Annotated in this window: 21 protein-coding genes and 2 tRNA genes; 11 read left to right on the top strand and 12 right to left on the bottom strand. The window is 56.3% G+C overall.

Translation table 11 applies throughout. The features are described 5' to 3' along the window. Positions 1–3: 3 nt before the first annotated feature. Positions 4–924 (top strand): ABC transporter permease, encoded by a 921-nt coding sequence (locus ACR0D6_RS01330; RefSeq protein WP_170650559.1) that lies wholly within the window; start codon positions 4–6, stop codon positions 922–924. Then, a complete protein-coding gene (locus ACR0D6_RS01325; RefSeq protein ID WP_170650557.1) occupies positions 921–2,210 on the top strand; it encodes an ABC transporter permease in 1,290 nt (429 codons plus the stop codon). Before ACR0D6_RS01330 ends, ACR0D6_RS01325 begins: the two co-directional genes overlap by 4 nt. 74 nt (positions 2,211–2,284) lie before the next feature. Here ACR0D6_RS01325 and ACR0D6_RS01320 read toward each other — a convergent pair whose 3' ends face one another. From ACR0D6_RS01320 to ACR0D6_RS01290, 7 genes are all read right to left on the bottom strand, one after another. Then, positions 2,285–4,048, bottom strand: coding sequence for an adenylate/guanylate cyclase domain-containing protein (locus ACR0D6_RS01320; RefSeq protein WP_480764178.1), 1,764 nt, complete (start codon positions 4,046–4,048; stop codon positions 2,285–2,287). A 116-nt stretch (positions 4,049–4,164) separates the two neighbouring features. Then, a tRNA-Glu gene (locus ACR0D6_RS01315) sits at positions 4,165–4,239 on the bottom strand. Between the two features lie 27 nt (positions 4,240–4,266). Continuing rightward, positions 4,267–4,341: transfer RNA gene (locus ACR0D6_RS01310), tRNA-Glu, on the bottom strand. A gap of 109 nt (positions 4,342–4,450) precedes the next feature. Beyond that, positions 4,451–6,193: a single-stranded-DNA-specific exonuclease RecJ gene (gene recJ, locus ACR0D6_RS01305; RefSeq protein ID WP_480764177.1), complete on the bottom strand. Its 1,743-nt coding sequence runs from the start codon at positions 6,191–6,193 to the stop codon at positions 4,451–4,453. Between the two features lie 82 nt (positions 6,194–6,275). After that, positions 6,276–7,259, bottom strand: coding sequence for a class II fructose-bisphosphatase (glpX, locus tag ACR0D6_RS01300; protein ID WP_480726772.1), 984 nt, complete (start codon positions 7,257–7,259; stop codon positions 6,276–6,278). A gap of 71 nt (positions 7,260–7,330) precedes the next feature. Then, the gene (locus tag ACR0D6_RS01295; protein ID WP_480764176.1) at positions 7,331–8,617 is read right to left on the bottom strand and encodes a homoserine dehydrogenase; all 1,287 of its coding nucleotides are present in this window, start codon (positions 8,615–8,617) and stop codon (positions 7,331–7,333) included. A gap of 126 nt (positions 8,618–8,743) precedes the next feature. After that, the gene (locus tag ACR0D6_RS01290) at positions 8,744–8,992 is read right to left on the bottom strand and encodes a hypothetical protein (RefSeq protein ID WP_480449082.1); all 249 of its coding nucleotides are present in this window, start codon (positions 8,990–8,992) and stop codon (positions 8,744–8,746) included. 98 nt (positions 8,993–9,090) lie between these two features. On the opposite strand from ACR0D6_RS01290, the gene ACR0D6_RS01285 reads away from it, so the two are divergent. Beyond that, on the top strand, positions 9,091–9,678 hold the full coding sequence (locus tag ACR0D6_RS01285) for a TetR/AcrR family transcriptional regulator (RefSeq protein ID WP_170650542.1): 588 nt from the start codon (positions 9,091–9,093) through the stop codon (positions 9,676–9,678). On the opposite strand, the gene ACR0D6_RS01280 is transcribed toward ACR0D6_RS01285, so the two are convergent. Together ACR0D6_RS01280 and ACR0D6_RS01275 are read right to left on the bottom strand one after the other, a co-directional pair. Further along, on the bottom strand, positions 9,673–9,981 hold the full coding sequence (locus tag ACR0D6_RS01280; RefSeq protein ID WP_480764175.1) for an antibiotic biosynthesis monooxygenase: 309 nt from the start codon (positions 9,979–9,981) through the stop codon (positions 9,673–9,675). The two genes, ACR0D6_RS01285 and ACR0D6_RS01280, sit on opposite strands and share 6 nt — an antisense overlap. A gap of 40 nt (positions 9,982–10,021) precedes the next feature. Further along, positions 10,022–10,933, bottom strand: coding sequence for a pirin family protein (locus tag ACR0D6_RS01275; protein ID WP_480764174.1), 912 nt, complete (start codon positions 10,931–10,933; stop codon positions 10,022–10,024). Between the two features lie 170 nt (positions 10,934–11,103). Here ACR0D6_RS01275 and ACR0D6_RS01270 point away from each other — a divergent pair, with 170 nt between their 5' ends. Next, positions 11,104–11,574 carry a hypothetical protein gene (locus tag ACR0D6_RS01270; protein ID WP_480764719.1) on the top strand — a complete coding sequence of 157 codons (471 nt, stop codon included), beginning with the start codon at positions 11,104–11,106 and terminating at the stop codon, positions 11,572–11,574. Between the two features lie 2 nt (positions 11,575–11,576). On the opposite strand, the gene ACR0D6_RS01265 is transcribed toward ACR0D6_RS01270, so the two are convergent. From ACR0D6_RS01265 to ACR0D6_RS01255, 3 genes are read right to left on the bottom strand one after another with little or no spacing between them, the layout of a single operon-like run. Continuing rightward, entirely contained in the window at positions 11,577–12,146 is a 570-nt protein-coding gene (locus tag ACR0D6_RS01265) for a TadE/TadG family type IV pilus assembly protein (protein ID WP_480449086.1), read from the bottom strand. Continuing rightward, positions 12,133–12,708, bottom strand: coding sequence for a TadE/TadG family type IV pilus assembly protein (locus tag ACR0D6_RS01260; RefSeq protein ID WP_480449087.1), 576 nt, complete (start codon positions 12,706–12,708; stop codon positions 12,133–12,135). Before ACR0D6_RS01260 ends, ACR0D6_RS01265 begins: the two co-directional genes overlap by 14 nt. Next, positions 12,705–14,456 (bottom strand): pilus assembly protein TadG-related protein, encoded by a 1,752-nt coding sequence (locus ACR0D6_RS01255; protein ID WP_480764173.1) that lies wholly within the window; start codon positions 14,454–14,456, stop codon positions 12,705–12,707. The genes ACR0D6_RS01260 and ACR0D6_RS01255 overlap by 4 nt, the downstream gene beginning before the upstream one ends. 406 nt (positions 14,457–14,862) lie before the next feature. Here ACR0D6_RS01255 and ACR0D6_RS01250 point away from each other — a divergent pair, with 406 nt between their 5' ends. From ACR0D6_RS01250 to dnaG, 7 genes are all read left to right on the top strand, one after another. Then, the gene (locus ACR0D6_RS01250) at positions 14,863–16,293 is read left to right on the top strand and encodes a Glu/Leu/Phe/Val family dehydrogenase (protein WP_170650530.1); all 1,431 of its coding nucleotides are present in this window, start codon (positions 14,863–14,865) and stop codon (positions 16,291–16,293) included. 212 nt (positions 16,294–16,505) lie between these two features. Next, complete coding sequence (locus tag ACR0D6_RS01245) at positions 16,506–17,759, top strand: sarcosine oxidase subunit beta family protein (protein ID WP_480764172.1); 1,254 nt, start codon at positions 16,506–16,508, stop codon at positions 17,757–17,759. 55 nt (positions 17,760–17,814) lie between these two features. Continuing rightward, positions 17,815–18,078 (top strand): sarcosine oxidase subunit delta, encoded by a 264-nt coding sequence (locus ACR0D6_RS01240; RefSeq protein WP_480764171.1) that lies wholly within the window; start codon positions 17,815–17,817, stop codon positions 18,076–18,078. Then, complete coding sequence (locus tag ACR0D6_RS01235; RefSeq protein ID WP_480764170.1) at positions 18,075–21,008, top strand: sarcosine oxidase subunit alpha family protein; 2,934 nt, start codon at positions 18,075–18,077, stop codon at positions 21,006–21,008. The genes ACR0D6_RS01240 and ACR0D6_RS01235 overlap by 4 nt, the downstream gene beginning before the upstream one ends. Then, positions 21,001–21,546 (top strand): sarcosine oxidase subunit gamma, encoded by a 546-nt coding sequence (locus ACR0D6_RS01230; RefSeq protein ID WP_480764169.1) that lies wholly within the window; start codon positions 21,001–21,003, stop codon positions 21,544–21,546. Before ACR0D6_RS01235 ends, ACR0D6_RS01230 begins: the two co-directional genes overlap by 8 nt. Positions 21,547–21,579: 33 nt before the next feature. Further along, the gene (locus ACR0D6_RS01225) at positions 21,580–21,876 is read left to right on the top strand and encodes a hypothetical protein (RefSeq protein WP_170650520.1); all 297 of its coding nucleotides are present in this window, start codon (positions 21,580–21,582) and stop codon (positions 21,874–21,876) included. 80 nt (positions 21,877–21,956) lie between these two features. Next, positions 21,957–23,906 (top strand): DNA primase, encoded by a 1,950-nt coding sequence (gene dnaG, locus ACR0D6_RS01220; RefSeq protein ID WP_480764168.1) that lies wholly within the window; start codon positions 21,957–21,959, stop codon positions 23,904–23,906. Positions 23,907–23,924: the final 18 nt, after the last annotated feature.

Genomic DNA, 23,924 nt, shown 5'->3' with positions numbered 1-23,924 from the left:
ACAATGCCGGGCTTCCTCAAGGAATTCTTTAACCGCAACGGCACAGGCATGGGAATTGCGATCCTGGGTCTGGTCCTGTTCTGGACCATTGGCCTGATCATCCTGCCTCAGCTGTCGATGCTCGACTTCTCATTCCGTCCGAACCTGCCGCCGCCGGAAATTGGTGGGCCAAAGGACGTCTATACACTGGAGAACTACAAGTACCTGGTCTTTGGCCCCGAAGGCGGCAGTCAGGACTACAACACCGTTGATCTCAGGATCTTTTTCCGCACGCTTGTCGCTGCGGTTTGCGTCACGATCTTCAACCTGATCCTCTGCTATCCGATTGCCTATTACCTTGGGCAAAGCAAAGGCAATCATATCCGCATTTTTGCGATCATGCTGATCATCCCTTACTGGATCAATGAGATTCTGCGGGCCTTTGCGTTGCGGATCATCTTTGGGGAAACGGGCGTGCTGAACACCTTATTGGTGGGTTCGGGCATCTTCGATACGCCGTTCGACTTTATCCGCAACGATATCGCGCTCTATGCCGGTCTGGGCTACGCGTATATCCTGCTGATGATCTTTCCGATGTATAATGTGATCGAAAGCCTTGATGGCAATCAGATCGAGGCAGCGCGCGATCTGGGCGCGCCTTGGTGGCGGATTCACTGGCGCGTGGTCATTCCATATGCCAAGCCGGGTATCAGCTCAGGGTGCACGATGGTCTTTATGCTCAGCGCCGGTGCGCTGGCTGCGCCACAGATTTTGGGCGGGCCGTCATCGTTGTGGTTCACTCAGTTGATCTATCAGCAATTCAACGACAATAACGACTGGCCGCAGGGCGCCGCCTACGCGATCGTGTTGCTTGTGACCTGTATCCTGTTCGTTCTGGCCGCGATGCGTCTGTTTAAGGTCAACATGGGGGATATCGGGAAATGAACAATTCCTTCCTCCGTGTAAGTATCTGGGTCTATCTGACGATTTTCTTCCTGTACCTGTTGGGTCCGCTGGTGATCATGTCGGTCACGGCATTCAACTCGTCCGAGTTCCCACGGATGACGCCATGGGAATGTCTGACGTTCCAGTGGTTCGGTGAGTTGTTTCAGGATCAGCGTATCCTGAACGGCATCAAGAACTCGCTGATCATCGGGATCGGTACAGTGGTCTTGTCGGTCGCGATGGGGCTGGCCGGGGCGCTGATGCTGACGCAGATCTGGCCCAAGCTAAGGGCGACCTACTATACGATCATCATCGCCCCGATCCTGATCCCTGGCGTGGTTCTGGGTATCTCGACACTGGTGTTCTGGGACCGGATCAACCGGATGCTGGGGCTGGGGGCGGACAGCTTTCTGTCGAACGGGATATTCCTGACGGTGATTGGTCAGTCCACCTTTATCGCCAGCTATTGCATGCTGGTGCTGGTGGCCCGTCTGCAGCGTTATGACGTCGCTCTGACCGAAGCTGCGCTGGACCTTGGCGCGACCCACGCACAGGCGTTCCGCAAGATCCTGCTGCCGTTCATGCGTCCTGCGATTGCTTCGGCAGCGGTGCTGGCGTTCCTTGCGTCCTTTGAAAACTACAACACCACCACTTTCACCTTTGGTGAATACCCGACGCTGACGATCGAACTGGCGCAGAAAGTGCGCTATGGGATCACCCCGGCGATTTCGGCGCTGGCCTTCATCATTGTGGTGTTGACGGTGTTCTTTGCACTTTTGAACGAGGCAAAGATCAAGCGTCAGGAACTGGTGGCGGCAGCAAGGCGTAAAGCCACGGTCGAAGAACTGGCGGGCAAGATCAAACTGCCCAGTTTCTTTGCCGGGAATGTTGCTGCTGTTCTGTTGGTGGTCTTTGCAATCGCCACGGTGACGGTCGTTGGTACGGCGACCGCCTATAATCCGGGGCAGTGTATTGCCAATGTGAAAGAGGAGAAGCGTCTGGAAGCCGCCGAACGCATTCAGGAACTACGCCGTGAGCGCGAGGAGCGCAGGCAGCGTCGTTTTGAAGGTGTGTTTGAACCTGACGACCTGACGCCTGGAACCGAAGAAAAGGATACCCCATCCGATGCGGGTACCAACAATTCAGGCTTTGGTAATGTCTTTGCTCCGAACACGCTGAGCGGAGACGAGGAAGAAGACGAATCCGGTGCCAACGAGCAACCGTCAAACAACAGCGGTTTTGGTAACGTATTCGCGCCGAATAGCCTGCAAAAAGACGACGAATAGGCAGTCTTTTTAAAAAAACAGAAAAAGCCCCGGGCCGATTGGTTCGGGGCTTTTTTGTTCGTGCTTCAGCAACCTTATTCCGGCAGGCCGGCTTTGCGCAAACCTTCCAAATAGTGCTCCAAGTCTTCTGTGACCCGCCAGGGCAGAGCTTTGCTGATGAAGGTGACCGACAACTGCGGGTTTCTTTTCATTGCTGACGCCATGGCAGTTTCTGCCGGTTCAACTCTTTCCTGTTGAGCTTGCGCGGCCGCCAGACATGTCCAGCACCAGAATCCCGCCCCCGGTTGGTGCGTCGATTTCTTAGCAACCTCAATCGCATCCTCATAGCGACGCGAATGGTACAGGGCGTGCGCCTTTACCTGCAGAAACGTCCAAATCATCGGGTCGCGCGGGGAAAAGCGAAGGGCCTGATCGGCATGCTGGATGGCCTCTTCATGACGCCCGAGCAGGGTAAGCGGAGTGACGATGCCATGATGCGCCTGAGCTGAACTGGGGTTAATCTCCAGAGCTGCTTCGAAGTGCAAGATCGCTCCCTCAAGATCGCCGCTTAGGGTGTAGGCACGCCCGAGCCCGAAATGTGTGCTGGTATCCTTGTTGTCCAACGCAACACCGTGTCGACCGGCGGCAACGGCCTTGGCGATGATGTTCTCTGGGTCTTCAACATGTCCAAGCAATACTAGCGCATGCAGCGCCGAGGCGATGGTGCCATAGGCGCGTGCAAACTCAGGGTCAATCTCGATCGCTTTTTGCAAAAGGCCCATCCCTGTCGCGAAATCCTCTTTGGTGATCTTGAACAAGTGCCAGAGCGCGCGGTTGTAGCATTCCCAGGCATCCAGACTGTCAGGCGGTTTTGAGCGGGCGCGTGCACTTTCTGCCTCGGCCAGTTCGGGTTCGATTGCCCCAACGACATTCAGGACAATCTCATCCTGTACAAGAAACACGTCATCCAAGTCGCGGTCGTAGGATTCAGCCCAAAGATGTTGATCGGTTTCCGCATCGATCAACTGTACTGAAATTCGGACACGATTGCCGGACCGCCGAACACTGCCTTCAATCAGATACCGAATACCAAGCTGCTTGCCGATATCCCTGACGGAAATTGATTGCCCCTTGTAGGTAAAAGAAGAATTGCGCGCGATCGTATTAAACCCCCGCACATGCGACAGAGCAGTGATCAGATCTTCGGTGATCCCGTCTGAAAAATACTCCTGCTTCGGATCGCCTGACATGTTGTCGAAAGGCAGGACAGCGATCGAAGGCTTGGGATCCAGGTTTTCAGAAGTTTGAGCTTCTTGAGTTGCGGGTGCTTTTGAATTCGCCCATTGCCAAACCCTTACAGGCCGATCGATGTTCTTCAGTTGCTGAAAACCCAGATCATCGAACTCGACGTTCACGCGGTTCCGAACCTGTTCATGCACGCCGTCTGAAATACAAATCCCTCCGTTTGGTGAAAGCTGTTCAAGCCGGGCCGCTACGTTGACGCCATCTCCGTGTATGTCGTCATTATCGATCAGGACGTCCCCAAGGTTTACTCCAATGCGAAACTCAATTCGCTGGGCAACCGCTTGGTCATTGGCGTCATGCGCGAAAGCCAATTGAATTTCGATTGCGCAGCGCACGGCCTCGACCACGCTTGTGAATTCGGCCAGAATTCCGTCACCCATGAATTTAACCACCCGTCCACCATGCTGGGTGATCTGTGGGGTTATTTCGCGGTCGTAACACTCAGCTAGGCGCTGAATGGTACCTTCCTCGTCGCGCTCGACGAGACGGGCAAATCCAGCGACATCCGCAGCCAGTATTGCGGCAAGCCGTCTTTGAACAGGTTTCTCCGGCATGGGCCACCTCAGAGAGGATGGCACTATAGTACACCAATTCGAGGGAATTACGCAGGTTCCAGTCGGCAGGGTACTGAAAGCGTAGTGATCGGTGCTTGGGATGGCGTTCTGCAAAATGGCAGCCCGTAGGGGAATCGAACCCCTCTTTCCAGGTTGAAAACCTGGCGTCCTAACCGATAGACGAACGGGCCATGCATCTGAACGACGCAAATACAAGGTGGCAGCCCGTAGGGGAATCGAACCCCTCTTTCCAGGTTGAAAACCTGGCGTCCTAACCGATAGACGAACGGGCCACGCTTGCTTGTGGAGGGCCTTTTACGGATTACACCGTTCCCCCGCAAGCCGAAAAGTGCGGTGGCGCGTAACTTTTTTGGCGCCACGCAATGAGGTGCGGAATGACCCTCAAACAGCCTCGGCTGCGTCTTCGATGCGCAGCTGTGCGGTTTGGCGGCCACCCCAGGTATTGACCTCAAGACGGCCTGCAAAATGGAACCTTGCTCCGCCATGATTTACAAGCCGATCGCCCATGGGACTGTCGAAAGCACCAAATGCGATGGCGTCGATGCCACCGTTCATGCCGTCCGACAGCGACAGTTTCAGATGGGATTCGCCGACACGTTTGGCAAAACGGATTTGCAGATCGGGCAGGGCATATCGCGGGGCAGGGGCGCCGGCACCAAACGGGCCCGCCTGTTCAATCTGTTCGATCAGATCCACTGTCGCAGCCCCCGGCATCAATGCGCCATCCAGTTTCATGTCAGCTGGCCCGCCTTTTCCCGCCCCCTGCTTGGCAAGCAGTTCCGACAGGCGGGCCATCGCAGGTTCCAACTGATCCCGCATCACCGTAAGGCCCGCCGCCATTTTGTGCCCACCGCCCTTGACCAGCAATCCCTCGGCGGCCAGCCGCTGAATTGAAGCGCCCAGATCGACGCCCGAAACCGAGCGACCGGATCCCTTGCCCTCGTCCCCGTCGAAACCGATGACAATCGCAGGCCTGTTTGCCGTCTCTTTAAGGCGAGAGGCCACGATTCCGACCACACCGGGGTGCCAGCCGTCTGCAGCGGCCCAGACCAGCGGTGCATCAAGACCCCGCTCCTCGGCTTGCTCAAGCGCAGCTGCACGCACGGCGTTTTCAATTTCCCGTCGTTCTGTATTCAACTCGTCAAGACGTTGTGACAGGGCCTCTGCTTCGGTTGGCGACGCAGTGCTGAGAAGCCGGGCCCCCAAATCTGCCTGACCGATCCTGCCACCGGCGTTGACCCGTGGCCCAAGCAAAAAACCCAGATGGTAGGAATTGGGTGCCGCGTCCATGCGCGATACGTCGGCCAGCGCAACAAGCCCCGGCCTTTGACGTTGTGCCATGACCTTAAGGCCTTGCCGAACCAGGGCCCGGTTGGCATCGATCAGAGGCGCGACATCCGCGACGGTCGCAAGGGCCACCAGATCAAGCATCGACATAAGGTCCGGACCTCTGGTTCCGGCCTCTCGCAATTGCCTTCCGGCTTCGACCAGCATCAGGAACACAACGCCAGCCGCGCATAGATAGCCCAGATCGCCGCTTTCGTCCTGTCTGTTCGGGTTCACGACCGCAACACAATCCGGCAAAGTTTCTGCGCCTAGGTGGTGGTCCAGAACAATGACATCCGCGCCGTCGGCGGCTGCAATGGGATCGTGGCTTAGTGTTCCGCAGTCCACGCAGATTATCAGGTCGTGACTGGCTGCCAGTTCCCGCATGGCAGGTATATTGGGGCCGTACCCTTCGTCGATGCGGTCAGGCACATAAAGCGTTGCCTGCAGACCCATCTGCCGAAGCCACACCAAAAGCAAAGCCGCAGAACTTCCGCCATCCACATCATAATCGGCAAAGACTGCAATCCGCTGCTTCTTTGCCACCGCCTCAAGGAAACGTCCCGCAGCCTTTTTCATATCTTTCAGGGTAAGCGGGTCGGGCAGCAGTTCTTTCAACCGGGGTTCCAGAAAACCCTTGGCCTCTTCGGGGGGGACGCCACGCCTTGCCAGAACCTGACATACGGCACGTGGCAGATCAGCCTGCTGCACAAGCATTTCCACGGCGCGCTCAACCTCTGGCGATGGTCCGACCCAACGCCGATTGGTCAATGATTGTTCAACCCCAAGAAAGCTCATGGCACATTCCTAACAGACCAAGGCCGGACCCAATCGGGGCCCGGCCTATCAGTTTTGTTGATCAAGGTCGCGATGCAACCCTTCAATCCTTGTCGTGAGGCCACATCGGTGTGCGATAGTTCATCCGACGAACCGATCCCGTTTTCGAGCGCATCAGCAGCGTCGTCGTCTCAACCCAGCCCGGCTCTCGCTTGATGCGCGGCAGCAACGAACCTCCGGTCACGCCGGTTGCGGCAAAGATCACATCCGCCGTCACCATCTCGTCCCGCGAATAGATGCGGTCCAGATCGGTGATACCTGCCTTGGCTGCGCGCCCACGCTCATCGTCGTTACGGAACAGCAAGCGGCCAAAAATCTGACCGCCCATGCATTTCAGTGCGGCTGCAGCCAGAACGCCCTCAGGCGCGCCGCCTTGCCCCATGTACATGTCGATGCCGGTCACTTCGCTTTCGGCACAGTGCATGACACCGGCAACATCGCCGTCGGTGATCAGACGGATCGACGCACCGGTTTCCCGCACCTCGGCGACCATTGCTTCGTGGCGGGGGCGCTCCAGAATGCAGACAGTGATGTCGGCCGGATCGCAATTCTTGGCCTTGGCCAGCGCTTCAACACGTTCCCGCGGGGTCATATCCAGCGAAACGACACCTTCTGCATAACCGGGACCTACAGCAAGCTTATCCATGTAGACATCCGGCGCGTGCAGCATGGAACCACGCGGTCCCATGGCAATCACGGTCAGCGCGTTGGGCATATCCTTGGCCGTCAGCGTAGTGCCTTCCAGAGGATCCAGCGCGATGTCCACACCCGGTCCGTCACCGGTGCCGACCTCTTCGCCGATATAAAGCATCGGCGCTTCGTCCCGCTCACCTTCCCCAATGACCACGACACCGGCGATGTCGAGCAGGTTCAACTGCTCGCGCATGGCATTCACGGCTGCCTGGTCGGCTGCTTTCTCATCACCGCGACCCACAAGCGAGGCAGAGGCAAGCGCGGCCTGTTCCGCAACCCGCGCAAGGCCCAGAGACAGCATGCGGTCATTGAAATCGATCTTGGCAGCATTCATGTTTCGTAATCCTTTGATCAGAGGGGGCCTTTTGTCCGGCATAACCTGCCGATTGCGCAGGCCGCAAGGGGTCAGACCTGTTCGATACGCAAAGCAACCGGCTCACCGGCCACAACGTTGGTAGTTCTGAGCCCTTCGAGAGCTACATCCAAAGAGGTTCGCGTCGTTTTATGCGTCACGATCAGAACCGGCGCGGTGTTTTCGGTGTGCGCATATTGGCGCATCCGGTCGATGGACACACCGGCGTCGCCCAGAATGGCCGCAACCTTGGCCAGCGCGCCGGGCTTGTCCAGCAGTCCAAGGCGCAGATAATAGGGGGCGGGCAGTCCGGTGCGGGCAGGGGTGGACTCTTCCAACGTGTTTGCCCGGCGTCCAAAGGTCGAAATTTGCAGGCCACGCGAAAGATCGCAGATGTCCCCCAGAACCGCACTTGCGGTAGGACCTTCGCCGGCACCAGGGCCGCGCATCACGATCTGTTCCACGGCGTCGCCTTCGATCACAACCATATTGGTTCCACCTTCAAGCTGCCCGATAGGAGAGTCGCTGGGCACGAGGCACGGTTGCATACGCTGCTCCAGCCCCCGCGCACTGCGCTGTGCGACACCCAGAAGCTTGATGCGATAGCCCATGTCGGCGGCCTGATGGATATCGTCCAGACTGATGTGCTGAATGCCCTCAATTTCGATGCCGTCAAAGTTCGGCTTGGTGCCAAACGCGATCGATGCCAGCAACGCCAGCTTGTGCGCTGCATCAATACCACCGACGTCAAGGTTTGGATCGGCCTCAAGGTAGCCCAGCTTGGCGCATTCCTCGAACAGAGCGTTATAACCCAGCCCCTGAGATTCCATCCGGGTCAGAATGTAATTGCAGGTACCGTTCATCACACCCATGACGCGGGTAACATCGTTACCCGCAAGCCCTTCGGTCAGGGCCTTGATGACGGGAATGCCACCCGCCACAGCGGCCTCGAACCGGATGATGCGGCCTTTGCTTTCGGCCAGTTCCGCCAATTCCTGACCGTGGATTGCCAACAGGGCCTTGTTTGCGGTGACCACATCCTTGCCGGTTTTCAATGCCGCTTCGACCGATGCCTTTGCTGGACCATTTTCACCGCCCATCAGTTCGACAAAAACGTCGATATCGTCGCGGTTGGCCAGTGCGACCGGATCGGTTTCCCAGGCATATCCGGAAAGGTTGACGCCGCGATCCTTGTCTGCGTCGCGCGCCGATACCGCCACAATCTCGACAGGGCGGCCCGTGCGGGCCTGCAGCAAATCAGAATGGCGACGGATAATTTTGACCACGCCAACGCCGACGGTGCCCAAACCAGCAATTCCCAACCTCAGCGCCTGTGTCATATAGTAGAATCCTCTATGCTCGGACCTTTGGTCCCGGACAATTCGCCCTTTGCCGGGTGCCTTAGCCGGTTCGCGTTTGGGGCGCAATCCGTCACAGCCCGGTTGTCCTATTCATTGTTCGAAAACTCAGTCGATCGACACTTCCTGAAGCGCCTTGGCGCGCTCATCCAACGCTTCTTTGCGTTGGGTGAGTTCTTCTTCAACTTCGGCGGCCTCATCTTCGGGCTTGACCGGGGGACCAAGTGTTTCCTGCAACGGGATCAGGCGCGGATAGGCGGCCTTGCGCACCCCGGGAGCCTCACTGTCTTCGAGTTCCGGGATGTTGACGCAGCCGGTACAGGCTAGCAACAGGATCAGCAGTGGCGCGGGCTTCATAGTGGGCCTTTCAGAAGCATCTTGATGTGTGATGCACTTTTTGGGTTATGCGCGCAAGCGGGCTTCTATCTGAACATTCGTTCATATATCGTGGCGGTATGGCACGTACTCAAGGTTCTCATTCTGATATTACCGGACCCCGCATCCGAAAGGCTGCGCTGCAACTGTTTGCCCGGCATGGGTATGCGGCGGTGTCCATGCGCCAGATCGCCGGAGAGGTCGGTGTACAGGCCGGGGCGCTGTACAACTACACGCCGGACAAACAAAGCCTACTGTTCAGGCTTATGCGCAACCACATGGAAGAACTTCTGTCCGCTCGCGGAGCATCCGAGGTTCCTGACGATCCAGTCCAGGCACTCAGACAGTTTGTCGGATTTCATATCCGGTTCCATCTGGAGCGGTCCGACGAAGTGTTTATCGCCTATATGGAACTCAGGAACCTGACGGCCGAGAATTTCGCAGATATCGAAGCGCTGCGCCGCCAGTATGAGGACGACCTGGAAGGAATACTGCGCAATGGGCAGTCCGTCGGTGTTTTCACGGTTCCGGATACCAAGATTGCAACCTTGGCGGTGATTGCGATGCTCAATGGTGTCAACACCTGGTACCGAAGCGGTGGCAGATTGTCCTTGGATGAGGTTGAAACGATTTACTGGGACATGGTGCGCAAGGCCGTATCTTCATAAACATCCACCTTCCTCAGCAAGATCATAATGGTGTAGAAACCGTTCTTTCACGATCCCTTCTTCTTCGGGCAGAACATGTGGCTGTTGCCAGTCGGGGCCAGCAAATTCGGCCAATGCTTCCACCGACTCCCACACCATTACAAAGCAGAATTCGTTTTGCGCTTCCTCCCGTGGCAGCCCGGCTGTGATTGAAACCAGCCCGCTCTGCTTTTTCATGAACGGCAAGGCGGTATTCAGAAAAAATTCGCGGAACTTATCGACCTTATCGTCGAAAATTCGCGCGCGAAATAAACGTACGATCATGATGGCCTCCTGATCGGATAGAAGGCCATCTTAGCATGAATCAGTGAACCGGCTGGATAAAGGTTCCGTTCCGCAGTTCGCGAAACGCCTTGTGCAGCTCGTCCCGTGTATTCATGACTATCGGTCCGTGCCAGGCGACAGGTTCATTTATCGGTGCGCCGGATACCAACAGGAACCTGACGCCATTCGGTCCGGCCTGAACGGTTACTTCCTCTCCGGTCCCGAAACGGACAAGCGTTCGGTCACCGGACAAATCGCGAATATTGACCTCCTGTCCCGCCACTTCCTTTTCAAGCAGGACGCCACTTGGCTGTGAAGCATCAGCAAACGCCGCCTCTCCTTCGAAGATATAGGCGAACGCCCGTCGATACGTGTCTATCGAGAACGTCTTTTTCACACCCGGGGGGATCGAAATGTCCAGATATTGTGGGTCGGCGGCAATACCATCCACAGGTCCTTTCTTTCCCCAAAACTCACCAACGATCACCTTCACTTTGGTGCCGTCGTCGTCGGTGATTTCCGGAATATCTGTGCCACGCACGTCCTGATATCGCGGGGCGGTCATTTTCTGGCTTGATGGCAGGTTGCCCCACAACTGAAATCCGTGCATCTGGCCATGAGAATTCCCCTTGGGCATTTCCTGATGGAGAATGCCCGATCCCGCGGTCATCCATTGTACGTCGCCCGCGCCGAGAGCTCCGGTATTCCCAAGAGAGTCCCCGTGCTCGACCGTTCCGGAAAGCACATAAGTGATCGTCTCGATCCCTCTGTGGGGATGCCAAGGGAACCCGGCCTGAAAGTCGGCGAGGTTTTCATTCCTGAAGTCGTCGAACAACAGGAACGGGTCGAGTTCGCTTGGGTCCTGAAATCCGAATGCGCGGTGCAGTTTTACACCGGCTCCTTCAACGGTTGGCTTTGCTTTGCGTGTTTCGATTGTTGGCCTGAGAGACATCCGATCCTCCTGACTGTGCACGTCAATTTAACCAGTGCAGGAACGTATTCAATTTGCAGCAGATCACCGGCATTGTGCGATTTTGCAAAGGCACGGCCGAACACACGCTTACCCTGTTGTTCACTGTGAAATCCCGTTATTGGGTGCAGGGATCGAATATGGAGACCGGTATGCAGGACGAAGTTCTGGCTGTTGTAGAAGCATCTGAGCCAAGGCGCTGGACCGGGGTAGGGATGCTTGTCGCGCTTGGTGCGTTGGTTATCTATGTCGCGCTATCAACTCCGCCCGCGTTTGGATGGCAGGTGTTCTTGTTGGCCGCCGGGGCCGCTGCTCTTTGGCTGGCGCGACGGCTTTGGGTGTCGACTGCGGATCGGATCGAACTGACGCGTGAAGAGCTGCGAACGGGGGCAGGGGATGTGATTATTCGCATCGACGATGTTCAAACAATCGACCGGGGTGTTTTTGCGTTTAAGCCTTCAAACGGTTTTCTGATCCGCGCTCGGGAAGCTTCGGGAAACAGTTGGGCGCCGGGCTTGTGGTGGCGGCTGGGTCATAGAATTGGCATCGGCGGCGTCACCGCCGCCGCACAAACCAAATTCATGTCGGAAATGATCGCCGCGCTGCTGGCCGAGCGGGATTAAGTTCAGAAATTGTCGACGATCTGATCAAAGACGCGTGGATGCGTGAACACAAAGTTCTCCAACCGCACTTCTCTTTCAAAGCCGATTTTATACGGCCTTTGATAAAGGTTGTTGGTTTCGACCAGTATCATTCGGCCATAGTTCGGCATAACTGGCAGCTTGTCTTTTATTTCGGCGATATCGCTGTTTGTCATATCATTAAAAAGCGGACCGCGACTTCTGGACCAATGCACCTCGTGCCGTTTTTCATCGTCAAGGTATTCAAAATAGGTGACGCGCAGGTTCATCTCGGTACCTTCAGCGACCATGAACTCCATCACTTCCATCAGCGTATCAATATACGCGTCGTTCACGACGCCATCTTCCCGTGACACGATATCTGCGACCGCATAGGCCGCCTTGATATTGGCGGCGCTCTGCCGATAGCCGTCGAAGAATGTGTAAGACGCGATGATGGACCAGAACAGCCAGGGAACGATGATAATCGTTTCAATGGCCAGCGAACCTTCTTCGTTTTTTGCAAAACGTTTCAGGAACGACGACAAAAGGTTTGGGCGTTTAGTTTGGTTCATGGACAAACACCGTCGTTGCATGCAGTTCGAATTGGCCATCTGAGTCACGCTGTGCCATCTGGCCGATGTTCGAACCGTGGAAAATCGGGAAAATCTCAACGCAGGCACGCAGAACCATCAGCTCGTTCGCCGCACCCTGATTATATTCTTGTCCGGTGCCGCTTTCGGTGTTCCGGATATCTTCTGGGGTATCGACGCAAAACGGGGTTTCATGCAGTTCGATGCCGTTGCGCAGGTCGACACTTTTCATTTCAAGCGCCAGATTGGCGTCACAATCTTTGATGAAATCCGCGTTATCGCAGATGATTCTTTTGAGCAGGTCGTGATCCCATTCGGCACCCGGGGTAGGGTCGTATTTTTCGATATGATTCAGCCTGACATCCCGAACCGTCTCGTCCAGCGCCCTTTCTAGATTGGCGTGGTGAAAGGCGATCACACCGATCTCGACCCCTGCCATCATCAGGTACAGGAAGATTGGTACAACGATCACAAATTCAATTGATAACGAGCCGTTCTCGCGCCGGGCAAATCGGCGAAGTAGGCCAAGCAGTCTGTTGGTCATTGTGTCAGCCTCAGATTACGGATCGTGGAACCGATCGAGTCGAACACACTGATGATCTCGGTCCCATTCGCCTCGTAGTATGTGCCGACACTTGTCTTGCAGTCCCAGAGAATACTCTTGCCGGCTGAAGGTGCCTCGAAGGCGACGGAGAAAATGATAATGTTCTCTTCTTTCGCAGCAGCACACAAAGATCTTACGCGTGGGTCTTTTTCAGCGCGGGCATAAGGTTCAGTTACACCGGCATGCCAGACGTCTGCCTGAGCGTCTCCCATCCATTCGGCGTACAGCTCCCGGACGACCTCCGAACCCGTGCTTTCCCAAACGTCATGCCACTCTAGATGCCGCGGATCAGGGTCGGAACTGGATACTTTTTCAGAGCGAATTCGTGTCCTGTCTTCGTTCCTGCTGGTACAAATCTCAGTAGAACCACTAGTGGTCCAGCTTGTGCATCTGTAGACGGTGTATTGCCCGCTACCGAAAGGGTGGTCTTGCCACTCATCTCTCACCCAGCGGCGACCTCTGCTGTCAGGATCTTCCAGCAACTGTACGTCGTGCCAGTAATATTGCTCATAGTAGGCGCTGTCTGGATCATCGTTTTGAGTCGAATATTTATTTTCTGTTTCAAACCAATGGATATTGGAGAAACCAAAACGATAAGGATCATTCACGCGGTAGTTCGTTGTGTTGTATCCATCGGTCATCAGAATGATGACTTTCATGACGTCAGAGCCCGTGTAGTTCTTGGGCCGATCATCGAATTCGGTCGGTACGAAGTTGTCTTCGGTCAGTTCCTGTATGACAGGATTGAAGCCTGGGTCCAACAGGGTCAATCCCCACTTCATTCCGATATCCATAGAGGTATTGCCGCCTGCTTGTAGCCCCTGGATATGGGCCTTCAGAGCGGTTGCATCCTTTTGTGCAACTGTGATCACGTTTGAGTTGGTCGCAGTCTTTCTGATGCAGGCTTCATTGTCCAGAATGTCTCCTGAATTCCGAACGTCGTCGTCTATGTAGTTTATGTTCCACGGGATCGGATAGTGGAGCGTTCTCGGCAATGCCACCGTCTCATCAAACGCGGCAATGCTGAAGTCACTTTCCGGGAAATCGATGCAATTTGCGTGGGGGTTTTCACCCTGAGTATTAAGCTCATTCATCAGATAATCAGGCAATCTTACCTGATTCGAGTACGGAATGATCGAAATGGAGAGCTTACCGTCTTCGGTTTTCTCAACCATTTCGTCCACAAAACGCTGAGCAGCAACTTTCAGGTTGGTCAAACGGCTATACCGGCCCATCGAGCCCGAAACGTCCAGCACCATGGAAATTTCGACATCCCCGATGCTTTCTTCGGCGACACTCGTGGCAACCGTTGGGATGTAGTCAATGCCGGTAAAGCCTCTGAAGTTCAGGAAATGTGTTTCCACGTCCATGCGGGCTGTCGCCTGGACACGGCGATATCCTTCCAGTGTCGCGGCTGTCGACCCACAAGTGTCAGGCTGAACATCAATGGAACTTACATCCAGATACCGCAAAAGCCCGTCTTTTTCGAAGAAATCGACAATTACGTCTCTGGGGCACAGTTCCTGATCCAAATCGGCGGCAGCCAGCACGGCACGGTCCAGAGCGTATTGCAGTCGGGCTCGTTCGCGATCGAAACGCATAACGTCAACGGCAATGCCTGCAGCGGCGAAAATGCCCATAATCAGGACCAGAGCAAGAATTGTCATGGCTCCGTTTTCAGAACGCAAAAACCTGATCGGGTGCCGCGACGGCTTGTTGGCCGAAATCTTCTCGGCTAGTTTCTGTATCCGAAATTGCTTTTGCATAACGAAATCCCTCTGCAGGTTCCAAACGGCGGCACCAGAGCTTTGCAACTTTAAGAAAGTAGTCGCACAACGTGGCGAGATTTGGGCGGGATGGTCACTATGTTGCTAATATCCGGCCAAAAATAGGTGCAGTTTGGAGCTTCCGAGGGGGTCTGTTTCCCTGACGCGAACAATCAATTTGAAATCGTTAAGGCGCCAACGACTCATCATCACAAATTATACAGCTTTCACGAAGTGATGAAAAAAGTGGCGAATTTCCATTGAACGGTAACGATATGGGTGCGACAAATCGTCGGGACGAGAGTCGTTGCAGGGCACGGAGGAATTTATGACCCGAGTTACCGAACCCAGTTTCCGAGAGAGTGTGGATCTGATGTTCAACAGGGCGGCTGCCCTTATGGATCTGCCGCCGGGGCTGGAAGAAAAGATCCGGGTTTGCAACGCGACCTATACAGTTCGTTTCGGTGTACGCCTGCGGGGCCAGATACACACATTTACCGGATACAGGTCGGTTCACTCCGAACATATGGAGCCGGTCAAGGGCGGTATCCGCTATGCTCTGGCCGTGAACCAGGATGAGGTTGAGGCTTTGGCCGCGCTGATGACCTACAAATGTGCGCTGGTCGAAGCGCCGTTCGGAGGTTCCAAGGGGGGGCTGTGTATCGACCCCCGCCAGTACGAAGAGCACGAGCTGGAGCAGATCACACGCCGTTTTGCGTATGAGTTGGCAAAACGCGACCTGATCAACCCGTCTCAGAACGTTCCGGCGCCGGATATGGGAACGGGTGAGCGTGAGATGGCGTGGATGGCGGATCAATATGCGCGAATGAATACGACCGACATAAACGCGCGCGCCTGTGTCACGGGCAAACCGCTGAATGCCGGGGGGATCGCCGGACGTGTTGAGGCGACGGGGCGCGGTATTCAGTACGCCCTGCGCGAGTTTTTCCGACATCCCGAGGATGTCAAAAAGGCAGGCATGTCAGGCAAACTCGATGGAAAGCGGGTGATAGTTCAGGGTCTGGGCAATGTGGGATACCACGCTGCCAAATTCCTGAGCGAGGAAGATGGATCGCGAGTTATCGGGATCATCGAACGGGACGGTGCCCTTTATGACCCCGATGGAATCGATGTCGAAGCGGTGCGGCAGTGGATCGTGAAACACGGTGGTGTCGCCGGATATCCGGATGCGACACACACTGCTGAAGGCGGAGCCGTGATGGAAGAGGAATGCGATATTCTGATCCCGGCTGCGCTGGAAGGGGTGATCAACCTGACCAATGCCGACCGGATCAAGGCGCCGCTTATCATCGAGGCTGCAAATGGTCCGGTAACCGCTGGCGCCGATGAAATTCTGCGCAAAAAAGGCGTGGTGATCATTCCGGACATGTATGCCAACGCTGGTGGTGTGACGGTTTCCTATTTCGAATGGGTGAAAAACCTGAGCCATATCCGGTTCGGCAGAATGCAGCGGCGACAGGAAGAGGCTAGGCACGAACTGATCGTCAGCGAACTGGAGCGTCTCGATCGTTATCTGGCTGATGCCTGGTCGATGACGCCGGGTTTCAAGTCCAAGTACCTGAAAGGAGCCGACGAGCTGGAGCTCGTGCGATCCGGTCTCGATGACACGATGCGTATTGCGTACCAGTCCATGAGTGAGGTCTGGCATGATCGCGCAGATGTCGACGATTTGCGGACTGCCGCGTATATCGTTGCCATCGATAGGGTGTCCAAGAGTTACCGGGCGAAAGGTCTGTAACCTAATCCGAACATCACGAAAAACGCGCCTTGCGAGGCGCGTTTTTTTTGGCCCTATTAATTCGGATAAGTGTGTGTGCTGCAGTCGTGCACGCCTTGCAAATGGTCGCCATCGGACCAGAATTTGTCGAAAAGCGATATGGCCCAGAGCGCGCCGCGTTGTTAGGTGTGTGCAGACGGTGCCAAAAAGGCTCGATCTTTAGGGAGTGGATCATGCGATTTTCCGGCCTCCGTGTGGTGATGGAAGGTTTGACCGGCAATAAAGGCTGGGCGCCACATTGGCGCGACCCCGAACCCAAATCGGAATATGACATCATCATTATTGGTGGCGGCGGGCACGGCCTGAGCACAGCCTACTATCTGGCGAAAGAGCATGGGCTGACAAATGTCGCTGTGCTCGAGAAAGGGTACATTGGCGGCGGTAACGTCGGACGGAATACGACAATTGTGCGCGCCAACTACTTTTTGCAGGGAAATTCGGAGTTCTATTCTCATTCCCTGAAGCTTTGGGAAGGGCTGGAAGAGGATCTGAACTACAACGTCATGCACTCGCAGCGTGGGATCATCAACCTTTTTCATTCGGATGGTCAGCGTGATGCCGCTGCCAGACGTGGCAACATGATGATCAGCCAGGGCGATGACGCAATCCTGTTGAACCGGGATGAGTTGCGGACAATGGTGCCCTATCTGAATTTCGACGATCTGCGGTTTCCGCTTTATGGCGGGCTTTATCACCCACGCGGCGGCACAGCACGTCATGATGCGGTGGCCTGGGGATATGCACGTGGTGCAGATCAGCGCGGCGTGGATCTGATCCAGAATTGTGAAGTTACCGGCATCGATATTGAAAACGGCGTTGTTAAGGGTGTTCAGACATCACGTGGCCCGATCCGCGCTAAAAAGGTGGCGATGGTCGTGGCGGGTCGTTCCGGGCAGGTGGCGGAAATGGCCGGTATGCGCCTGCCAATCGAAAGCCACGTCCTGCAGGCGTTTGTGACCGAGGGTCTGAAACCCTGTATCGATCACGTGGTCACCTTCGGGATGGGGCATTTCTATATAAGCCAGTCCGACAAGGGCGGGTTGGTTTTTGGCGGGGATCTGGATTTTTATGCCTCATACGCTGCGCGGGGCAATCTTCCGACAGTGGAAAGCGTGATGGAGGCAGGGATGGCCTTGATGCCGATGATCGGCAAGGCCAAGGTTTTACGCAGTTGGGGCGGGATCATGGATATGTCGCCCGATGGATCACCGATCATCGACAAGACGGATATCGACGGACTATATCTGAATTGCGGCTGGAACTACGGAGGGTTCAAGGCGGTTCCGGGTTCGGGCAACGTGTTCGCTCATCTGATCGCCACGGATCGGTACCACGACAATGCCACGGGTTTCCATCTGGACCGGTTCCGCACCGGACGCGGCATTATCGATGAAGAGGGCAAAGGCTCTCAACACAACCTGCACTGAGGGTGGCTATGTCGGATTTCCGTATTTTTGACGAGAAAAAGCAGGGGGTGCGGTCATGAGGATTACCTGTCCGCATTGCGGCGAGCGGGATCGCCGGGAGTTTTATTACCGCGGAGCGGCCGTTGACCTGGACCGCCCTGCGCCTGACGCAGGTCAGGAGGCGTGGGACAACTTCGTTTACCTGCGCGAAAACCCGGCGGGCGAGACCCGTGACCTTTGGTACCACGAAGGGGGATGCGGCGCCTGGATCGTTGTGACCCGAAATACCGTCACGCATGAGGTTGTCGCTACCGAACTGGCGTCGGAGGTTAGGTCATGAGAATTAATGGCAAGGGATTGCTGGACCGAACCAAACCGGTTTCATTCGTTTTCGATGGCGTAAGCTATACCGGTTTTGAAGGAGATACGCTTGCTTCGGCCCTGTTGGCCAATGGCATTCGTCTGATGGGGCGTTCGTTCAAGTATCACCGTCCGCGTGGTGTGTTGACTGCGGGTAGCGAAGAACCGAACGCACTGGTCACTGTCGGGCGGGGGGCCTCGCAAGAGCCGAATGTGCGCGCGACGATGCAGGAGATTTTTCCGGGCCTCGAAGCGCGCAGCCAGAACCGCTGGCCCAGTCTGAATTTCGATCTGCAGGCCGTGAACGACCTCGGGGCCCCGTTTTTGGGCGCAGGCTTCTACTATAAAACGTTCATGTGGCCACGGAGCTTCTGGGAAAAAGTCTATGAGCCGATTATCCGTCGCTCCGCCGGTCTGGGGGCACTGTCTGGCGAGGATAATGCGGACAAATACGAAAGCGCCTACGCATTCTGTGATCTGCTTGTAATCGGGGCCGGTCCTGCGGGTCTGATGGCCGCACTGACGGCAGGCAGGGCCGGGGCGGATGTCATTCTTGCGGACGAAAGCAGCCGCATGGGTGGTCGCCTGCTGGCGGAGACGATCGAGGTTGATGGTAAGCCCGGTTCCGTCTGGGTCGATGAAGTTCTGGCTGAACTGCGCTCGATGAACAATGTGCGGCTGATGACGCGCACGACCGTCGCGGGGGCATATGATCAGGGTACGTTTGCCGCGTTGGAGCGGGTGTTGCATCATCGTGAGCGCCGTCCGAACGGTGCACCACTGGAAACATATTGGCGGATCGCGGCGAAACGGTCGGTTCTGGCGGCAGGCGCAATAGAACGACCTGTCGCGTTTCGCGACAATGATCGTCCCGGAATTATGACTGCCGGGGCAGTGCGGTCATATCTCAATCGTTGGGGCGTTGCCGCTGGTAAGAACGTGACAATTTTCGGTAACACCGATGAGATTCACCGCACCGCCCGCGATTTGCTGGAGGCAGGTGTTCACGTTGCCGCAGTGATCGACAGCCGTCACGACGCGCCTTTGTCCGATGACTATCACGTGCTGCGTGGTGCGCAGGTCTGTGGCAGTGCGGGCCGCAAGGGGTTGGAGGCCATCACCGTGCGTCGCCCCAGTGGTGAGGAGAGCATTCACACCGATTGTCTGGCGATGACTGGTGGGTGGAATCCATCGATCCATCTGACGTGCCATATGAACGGGCGCCCGACCTGGCGGCGCGATATCGCCGCGTTCGTGCCAACTCCGGGTGCGATTCCAGGGATGGGGACCGCTGGTTCGTGTAACGGATCGTTCTCGACCGCGGCTTGCCTGCACGAAGGAGTTACCGCCGCGCGGGAGGCGCTGGAAGGGATTGGGATGACGGCGCCCGATCTGGCAACGCCTGAGGCAGAAGACACGCCTTATGAAATTTCGCCGCTTTGGTCTGTTCCCGGTAAGGGACGCGCGTGGCTGGATTTTCAGAACGATGTGACGGTCAAGGACGTCAAACAGGCTGCGACGGAAAACTTCCGCTCGGTCGAACACATGAAGCGCTATACCACGCAAGGTATGGCGACCGATCAGGGCAAGAATTCGAATGTTGCGGCGCTGGCGGTCCTAGCCGATGCGACGGGGCGCGGGATTTCCGAGACTGGAACCACGACCTTCCGGCCACCTTATTCGCCGATTGCGATTGCCGCTTATGGGGCGGGGGCTGAGGGTAAAGGTTTCAAACCTCAGCGCTTTACGACATCACACAAGGCAACCGTGGCGCGGAGCGCCCCGTTGATCGAAGCGGGATTGTGGTATCGACCTAGCTATTTTCCGAATTCAGGTGAAACAACCTGGCGCGAGTCCTGTGACCGTGAGGTGAAACTGGTTCGTGAGGCCGTTGGCATTTGTGATGTCTCGACCCTGGGCAAGATCGACATACAGGGGCCGGATGCGGGGGCGTTTCTGGATTTTGTCTATACCAACATGTTTTCGACGCTGAAGGTCGGGCGTGTGCGCTATGGTCTGATGTTGCGCGAAGACGGCTATGTGATGGATGATGGCACGACCGCACGTCTTGATGAAAACCATTACCTGATGACCACAACCACTGCTGCGGCGGGCGATGTGATGAAGCATCTCGAGCTCGTGCATCAGGGTCTGCGCCCCGATCTGGACGTGGCCTTCACATCGGTCACCGAACAGTGGGCCCAGTTCGCTGTGGCCGGACCAAAATCGCGCGAGCTTCTGAATGGGCTGCTGGAACAGCCGATAGATGAAGAAAGCTGGCCATTCATGGCATGCGGTCCGGTCAATGTTCTGGGTGTTCAGGGGCGGTTGTTCCGTATCTCGTTTTCCGGTGAACATGCCTATGAAATTGCCGTACCTGCCCGCTATGGCGCGAGCTTGTTCAATATTCTGACGGAACGAGCCGAAGCGTTGGGTGGCGGTCTCTATGGAATGGAGGCTTTGAACGTTCTGCGGATCGAAAAGGGCTTTATTACCCATTCCGAAATCCATGGCCGCACGACGGCCTATGATATTGGCATGGGCCGGATGGTGTCGCAGAAAAAAGACTGTATCGGCAAGACAATGTCGGAACGCCCCGGTCTGGAGGAAGCTGGTCGTGAACGTCTGGTCGGCCTGAAACCTATTGGCGAGAGCAAGCAGTTGCTGGCAGGTGCGCATCTTTACAAGGAAGAGGCAGAGCCGGTTCGAACCAGTGATCAGGGTTATGTGACCTCGGTCTGCTATTCACCGACACTGGGCAGCATGCTGGGTCTGGCGTTTCTGGCAGATGGCCCGGACCGATACGGCGAAGTGATCAAGATGGTGGACCACCTGCGCGGTGTGACCACTCTGTGCGAAGTGGTGAACCCTGTGTTCTTTGATCCCGAAGGAGGGCGTGTTCGTGGATAAACTAATTGCGACATCTCCCTGCGAAGGGTTGCTGCCACTGACCATTGGCAACGTCACCTTGAGTGAGGTCGATGCCGGATTCATTACGTCTGTCGCGCCGTTCAAAGGTAAGGAGAAATCCTTGTCGGATGCCATGAAGACAGCGCACGGGATGGCATACCCGGCCGCGAATCGCGCAACAGGAAAGGCTGGTGCGCGGTCCATCTGGTTTGGGCATTCGCAGGCAATGTTGATAGGACCAGCCCCGGATGAGTCTCTGGCAGATCATGCAGCTGTCGTGGATCAGTCAGATGCGTGGGCAGTTGTCAGGTTGGAAGGGGACCGGGCCGAAGATGTGCTCGCCCGTCTGGTTCCCGTCGATCTGCGCGCCACGCATTTCAAGCGTGGCCATACCGTACGCAGCTTGTTGTTTCACATGACGGCATCGATCACGCGGGTAGGGGACAGTGCTTATCAGATCATGGCGTTCCGTTCCATGGCCGAGACTTTGGTTCACGATATGAAAAGGGCAATGGAAGGCGTGGCCGAGCGAGGATAAGCTGCCCCAAAGAAACGATTCCGGGAGAACCCCATGTTGCGTATTGCCGTCGCCGCTGCCTTTCTGGCTACACCTCTGGCTGCAGCTGAAACCAAGGAACAAAGCTGCCGGTATCAGGCAGATGTTGTTGCCGCGGTTCAGAAGGCCAGGCTCGATAAGGTGAAAGAGCGCGATGTGGCCGGGGCCGTTGCCGCAACTAGCCCTACATGGCCCGAAAACTACAATGCAGCGATCCCACTGATTACGCCGTGGGTCTACGAGCAAAAGATGCGCGATGTGCGCAAAAAGGATCTGGGCGCGGCCTGGTTGGAGCTGTGCCTGCAGCAATAATCCACAGGACCGCCAATTCGCTGTGGACAAACGCTCGTCACTCCCTTGGCGAGCGTTTCCGTTTCTGTCAGGTTTAATGCATGTCACTGCCCCCTGGATTTCTGGATGAATTGCGCACCCGGCTGAGCTTGTCTCAGGTCGTCGGGCGCAAGGTTATGTGGGACGCACGCAAATCCAATCAGGGTAAAGGCGACATGTGGGCGCCGTGCCCGTTTCACCATGAAAAGACGGCCTCGTTCCATGTGGATGACCAAAAGGGGTTTTATTACTGCTTTGGTTGCCACGCCAAAGGTGACGCGATCAATTTCGTGCAAGAGACCGAAAATGTTTCGTTCATCGAGGCGGTCGAGATTTTGGCGCGCGAGGCCGGAATGCCGATGCCCGCGCGCGATCCCAGAGCACAGGAAAAGCAGGGCCGCCGCACCCAACTGGCCGAGGTGATGGAACAGGCAGTGCAGTTCTTTCGCCTGCAGCTCAAGACCGGGGCAGGGGGCGCGGCGCGCGATTATCTGGACCGGCGCGGTTTGGACCCGCAAGCGCTGGAGCGGTGGGAAATTGGTTTCGCCCCTGACGGCTGGCAGGCTCTGTGGGATCATTTGCGCGGTAAGAACGTCGCTGAGGATCTGATATTGGGGGCGGGGCTGGCCAAGCCTTCGAACAAGGGCAAAAAGCCCTATGATACGTTCCGCAACCGCATCATGTACCCGATCCGCGACCCGCGTGGGCGCTGCATCGCTTTTGGCGGTCGGGCGATGGACCCGAACGATAACGCTAAATACCTGAACTCGCCCGAGACAGAGTTGTTCGACAAGGGCCGCAGCCTGTACAATCAGGGCCCTGCACGTCAGGCTGCAGGCAAGGGTCAGCCGCTGATCGTTGCCGAAGGGTATATGGATGTGATTGCGCTGTCTGAGGCTGGGTTTGGGGCGTCGGTTGCACCGCTGGGCACCGCGATTACCGAACATCAGTTGCAATTGCTTTGGCGTATCTCTGATGAGCCGATCATCGCACTGGATGGGGATACGGCTGGCCTGCGTGCGGCAATGCGGGCTGTCGATCTGGCGCTGCCTTTGCTAGAGGCAGGAAAATCCCTGCGCTTTGCCCTGATGCCCGAGGGGCAAGACCCCGACGATCTGTTGCGTGCTGAAGGGGCAGGGGCTGTGCAGGCGGTTCTGGATAATGCCATTCCGATGGTCAAGCTTCTGTGGCAGCGGGAAACCGAAGGCAAGGTCTTTGACAGCCCCGAGCGTAAGGCGGCGTTGGACAAGGCTTTGCGGGAAAAGATCAAACTGATCCGTGATCAATCCATCCGATCGCACTACGGGCAAGAGATAAAGGACCTGCGCTGGCAGTTGTTCCGCCCGCAACGGCAGTCGCAGAACCGCGAGTGGCAGCCGCGCGGCAAGTGGCAGCCTCAGAAACAACCGGCATCAGCCGGAGCGCGGGCGTCTTTTCTGGCCTCTTCCGACAATGCGGACATTCGGATGCGCGAAGCGGCAATTCTTGCGATCGCCATCCTCAATCCGCAGGTTGTCGTTCAGTTCGAGCATCAGCTAGAAGAGATTGATTGTCATGATCCCGATCACGCAGCCTTGCGAGAGGCCATTTTAAGGCACGCGATAGACGATCCGGACAACCTGCAAGACCACATAATTGCAGCAATGGGTCCCGATGCCCTTGAAAACCTGCTGGGCCTTCGCCATGTCGCAGTTATCCCCTGTGTGTTCAAACCGGGCGATGTTGAAAAGGCCGAGATGACGCTGGCCGAAGAACTCGCGAAAATCAAAGCGCTCCGGGGGTTGGATGCCGAGATTGCCGAAGCTGCGGAGGAACTGACCGATCTGGCGGATGAGGCGCTGACGTACCGGCTGGCCCAGGCCGCCGAGGAACGCAACCGCACGAGTCGCAGTCAGAACGAAGACAGGGCCATATTCGACATCGCCGACAACGGTGCGCGAATCAACCGCGACGAGAAAGACGCCTTTGAGGCAATCATGTCTGGTATCAATTTCGAACGGAAACGCCGGTAAACTGGTGTTTTCGTAAGG

It is taken from the genome of Ruegeria sp. BJ6 (genome assembly GCF_056537885.1).
This window is presented reverse-complemented; position numbering and strand designations above follow the sequence as displayed.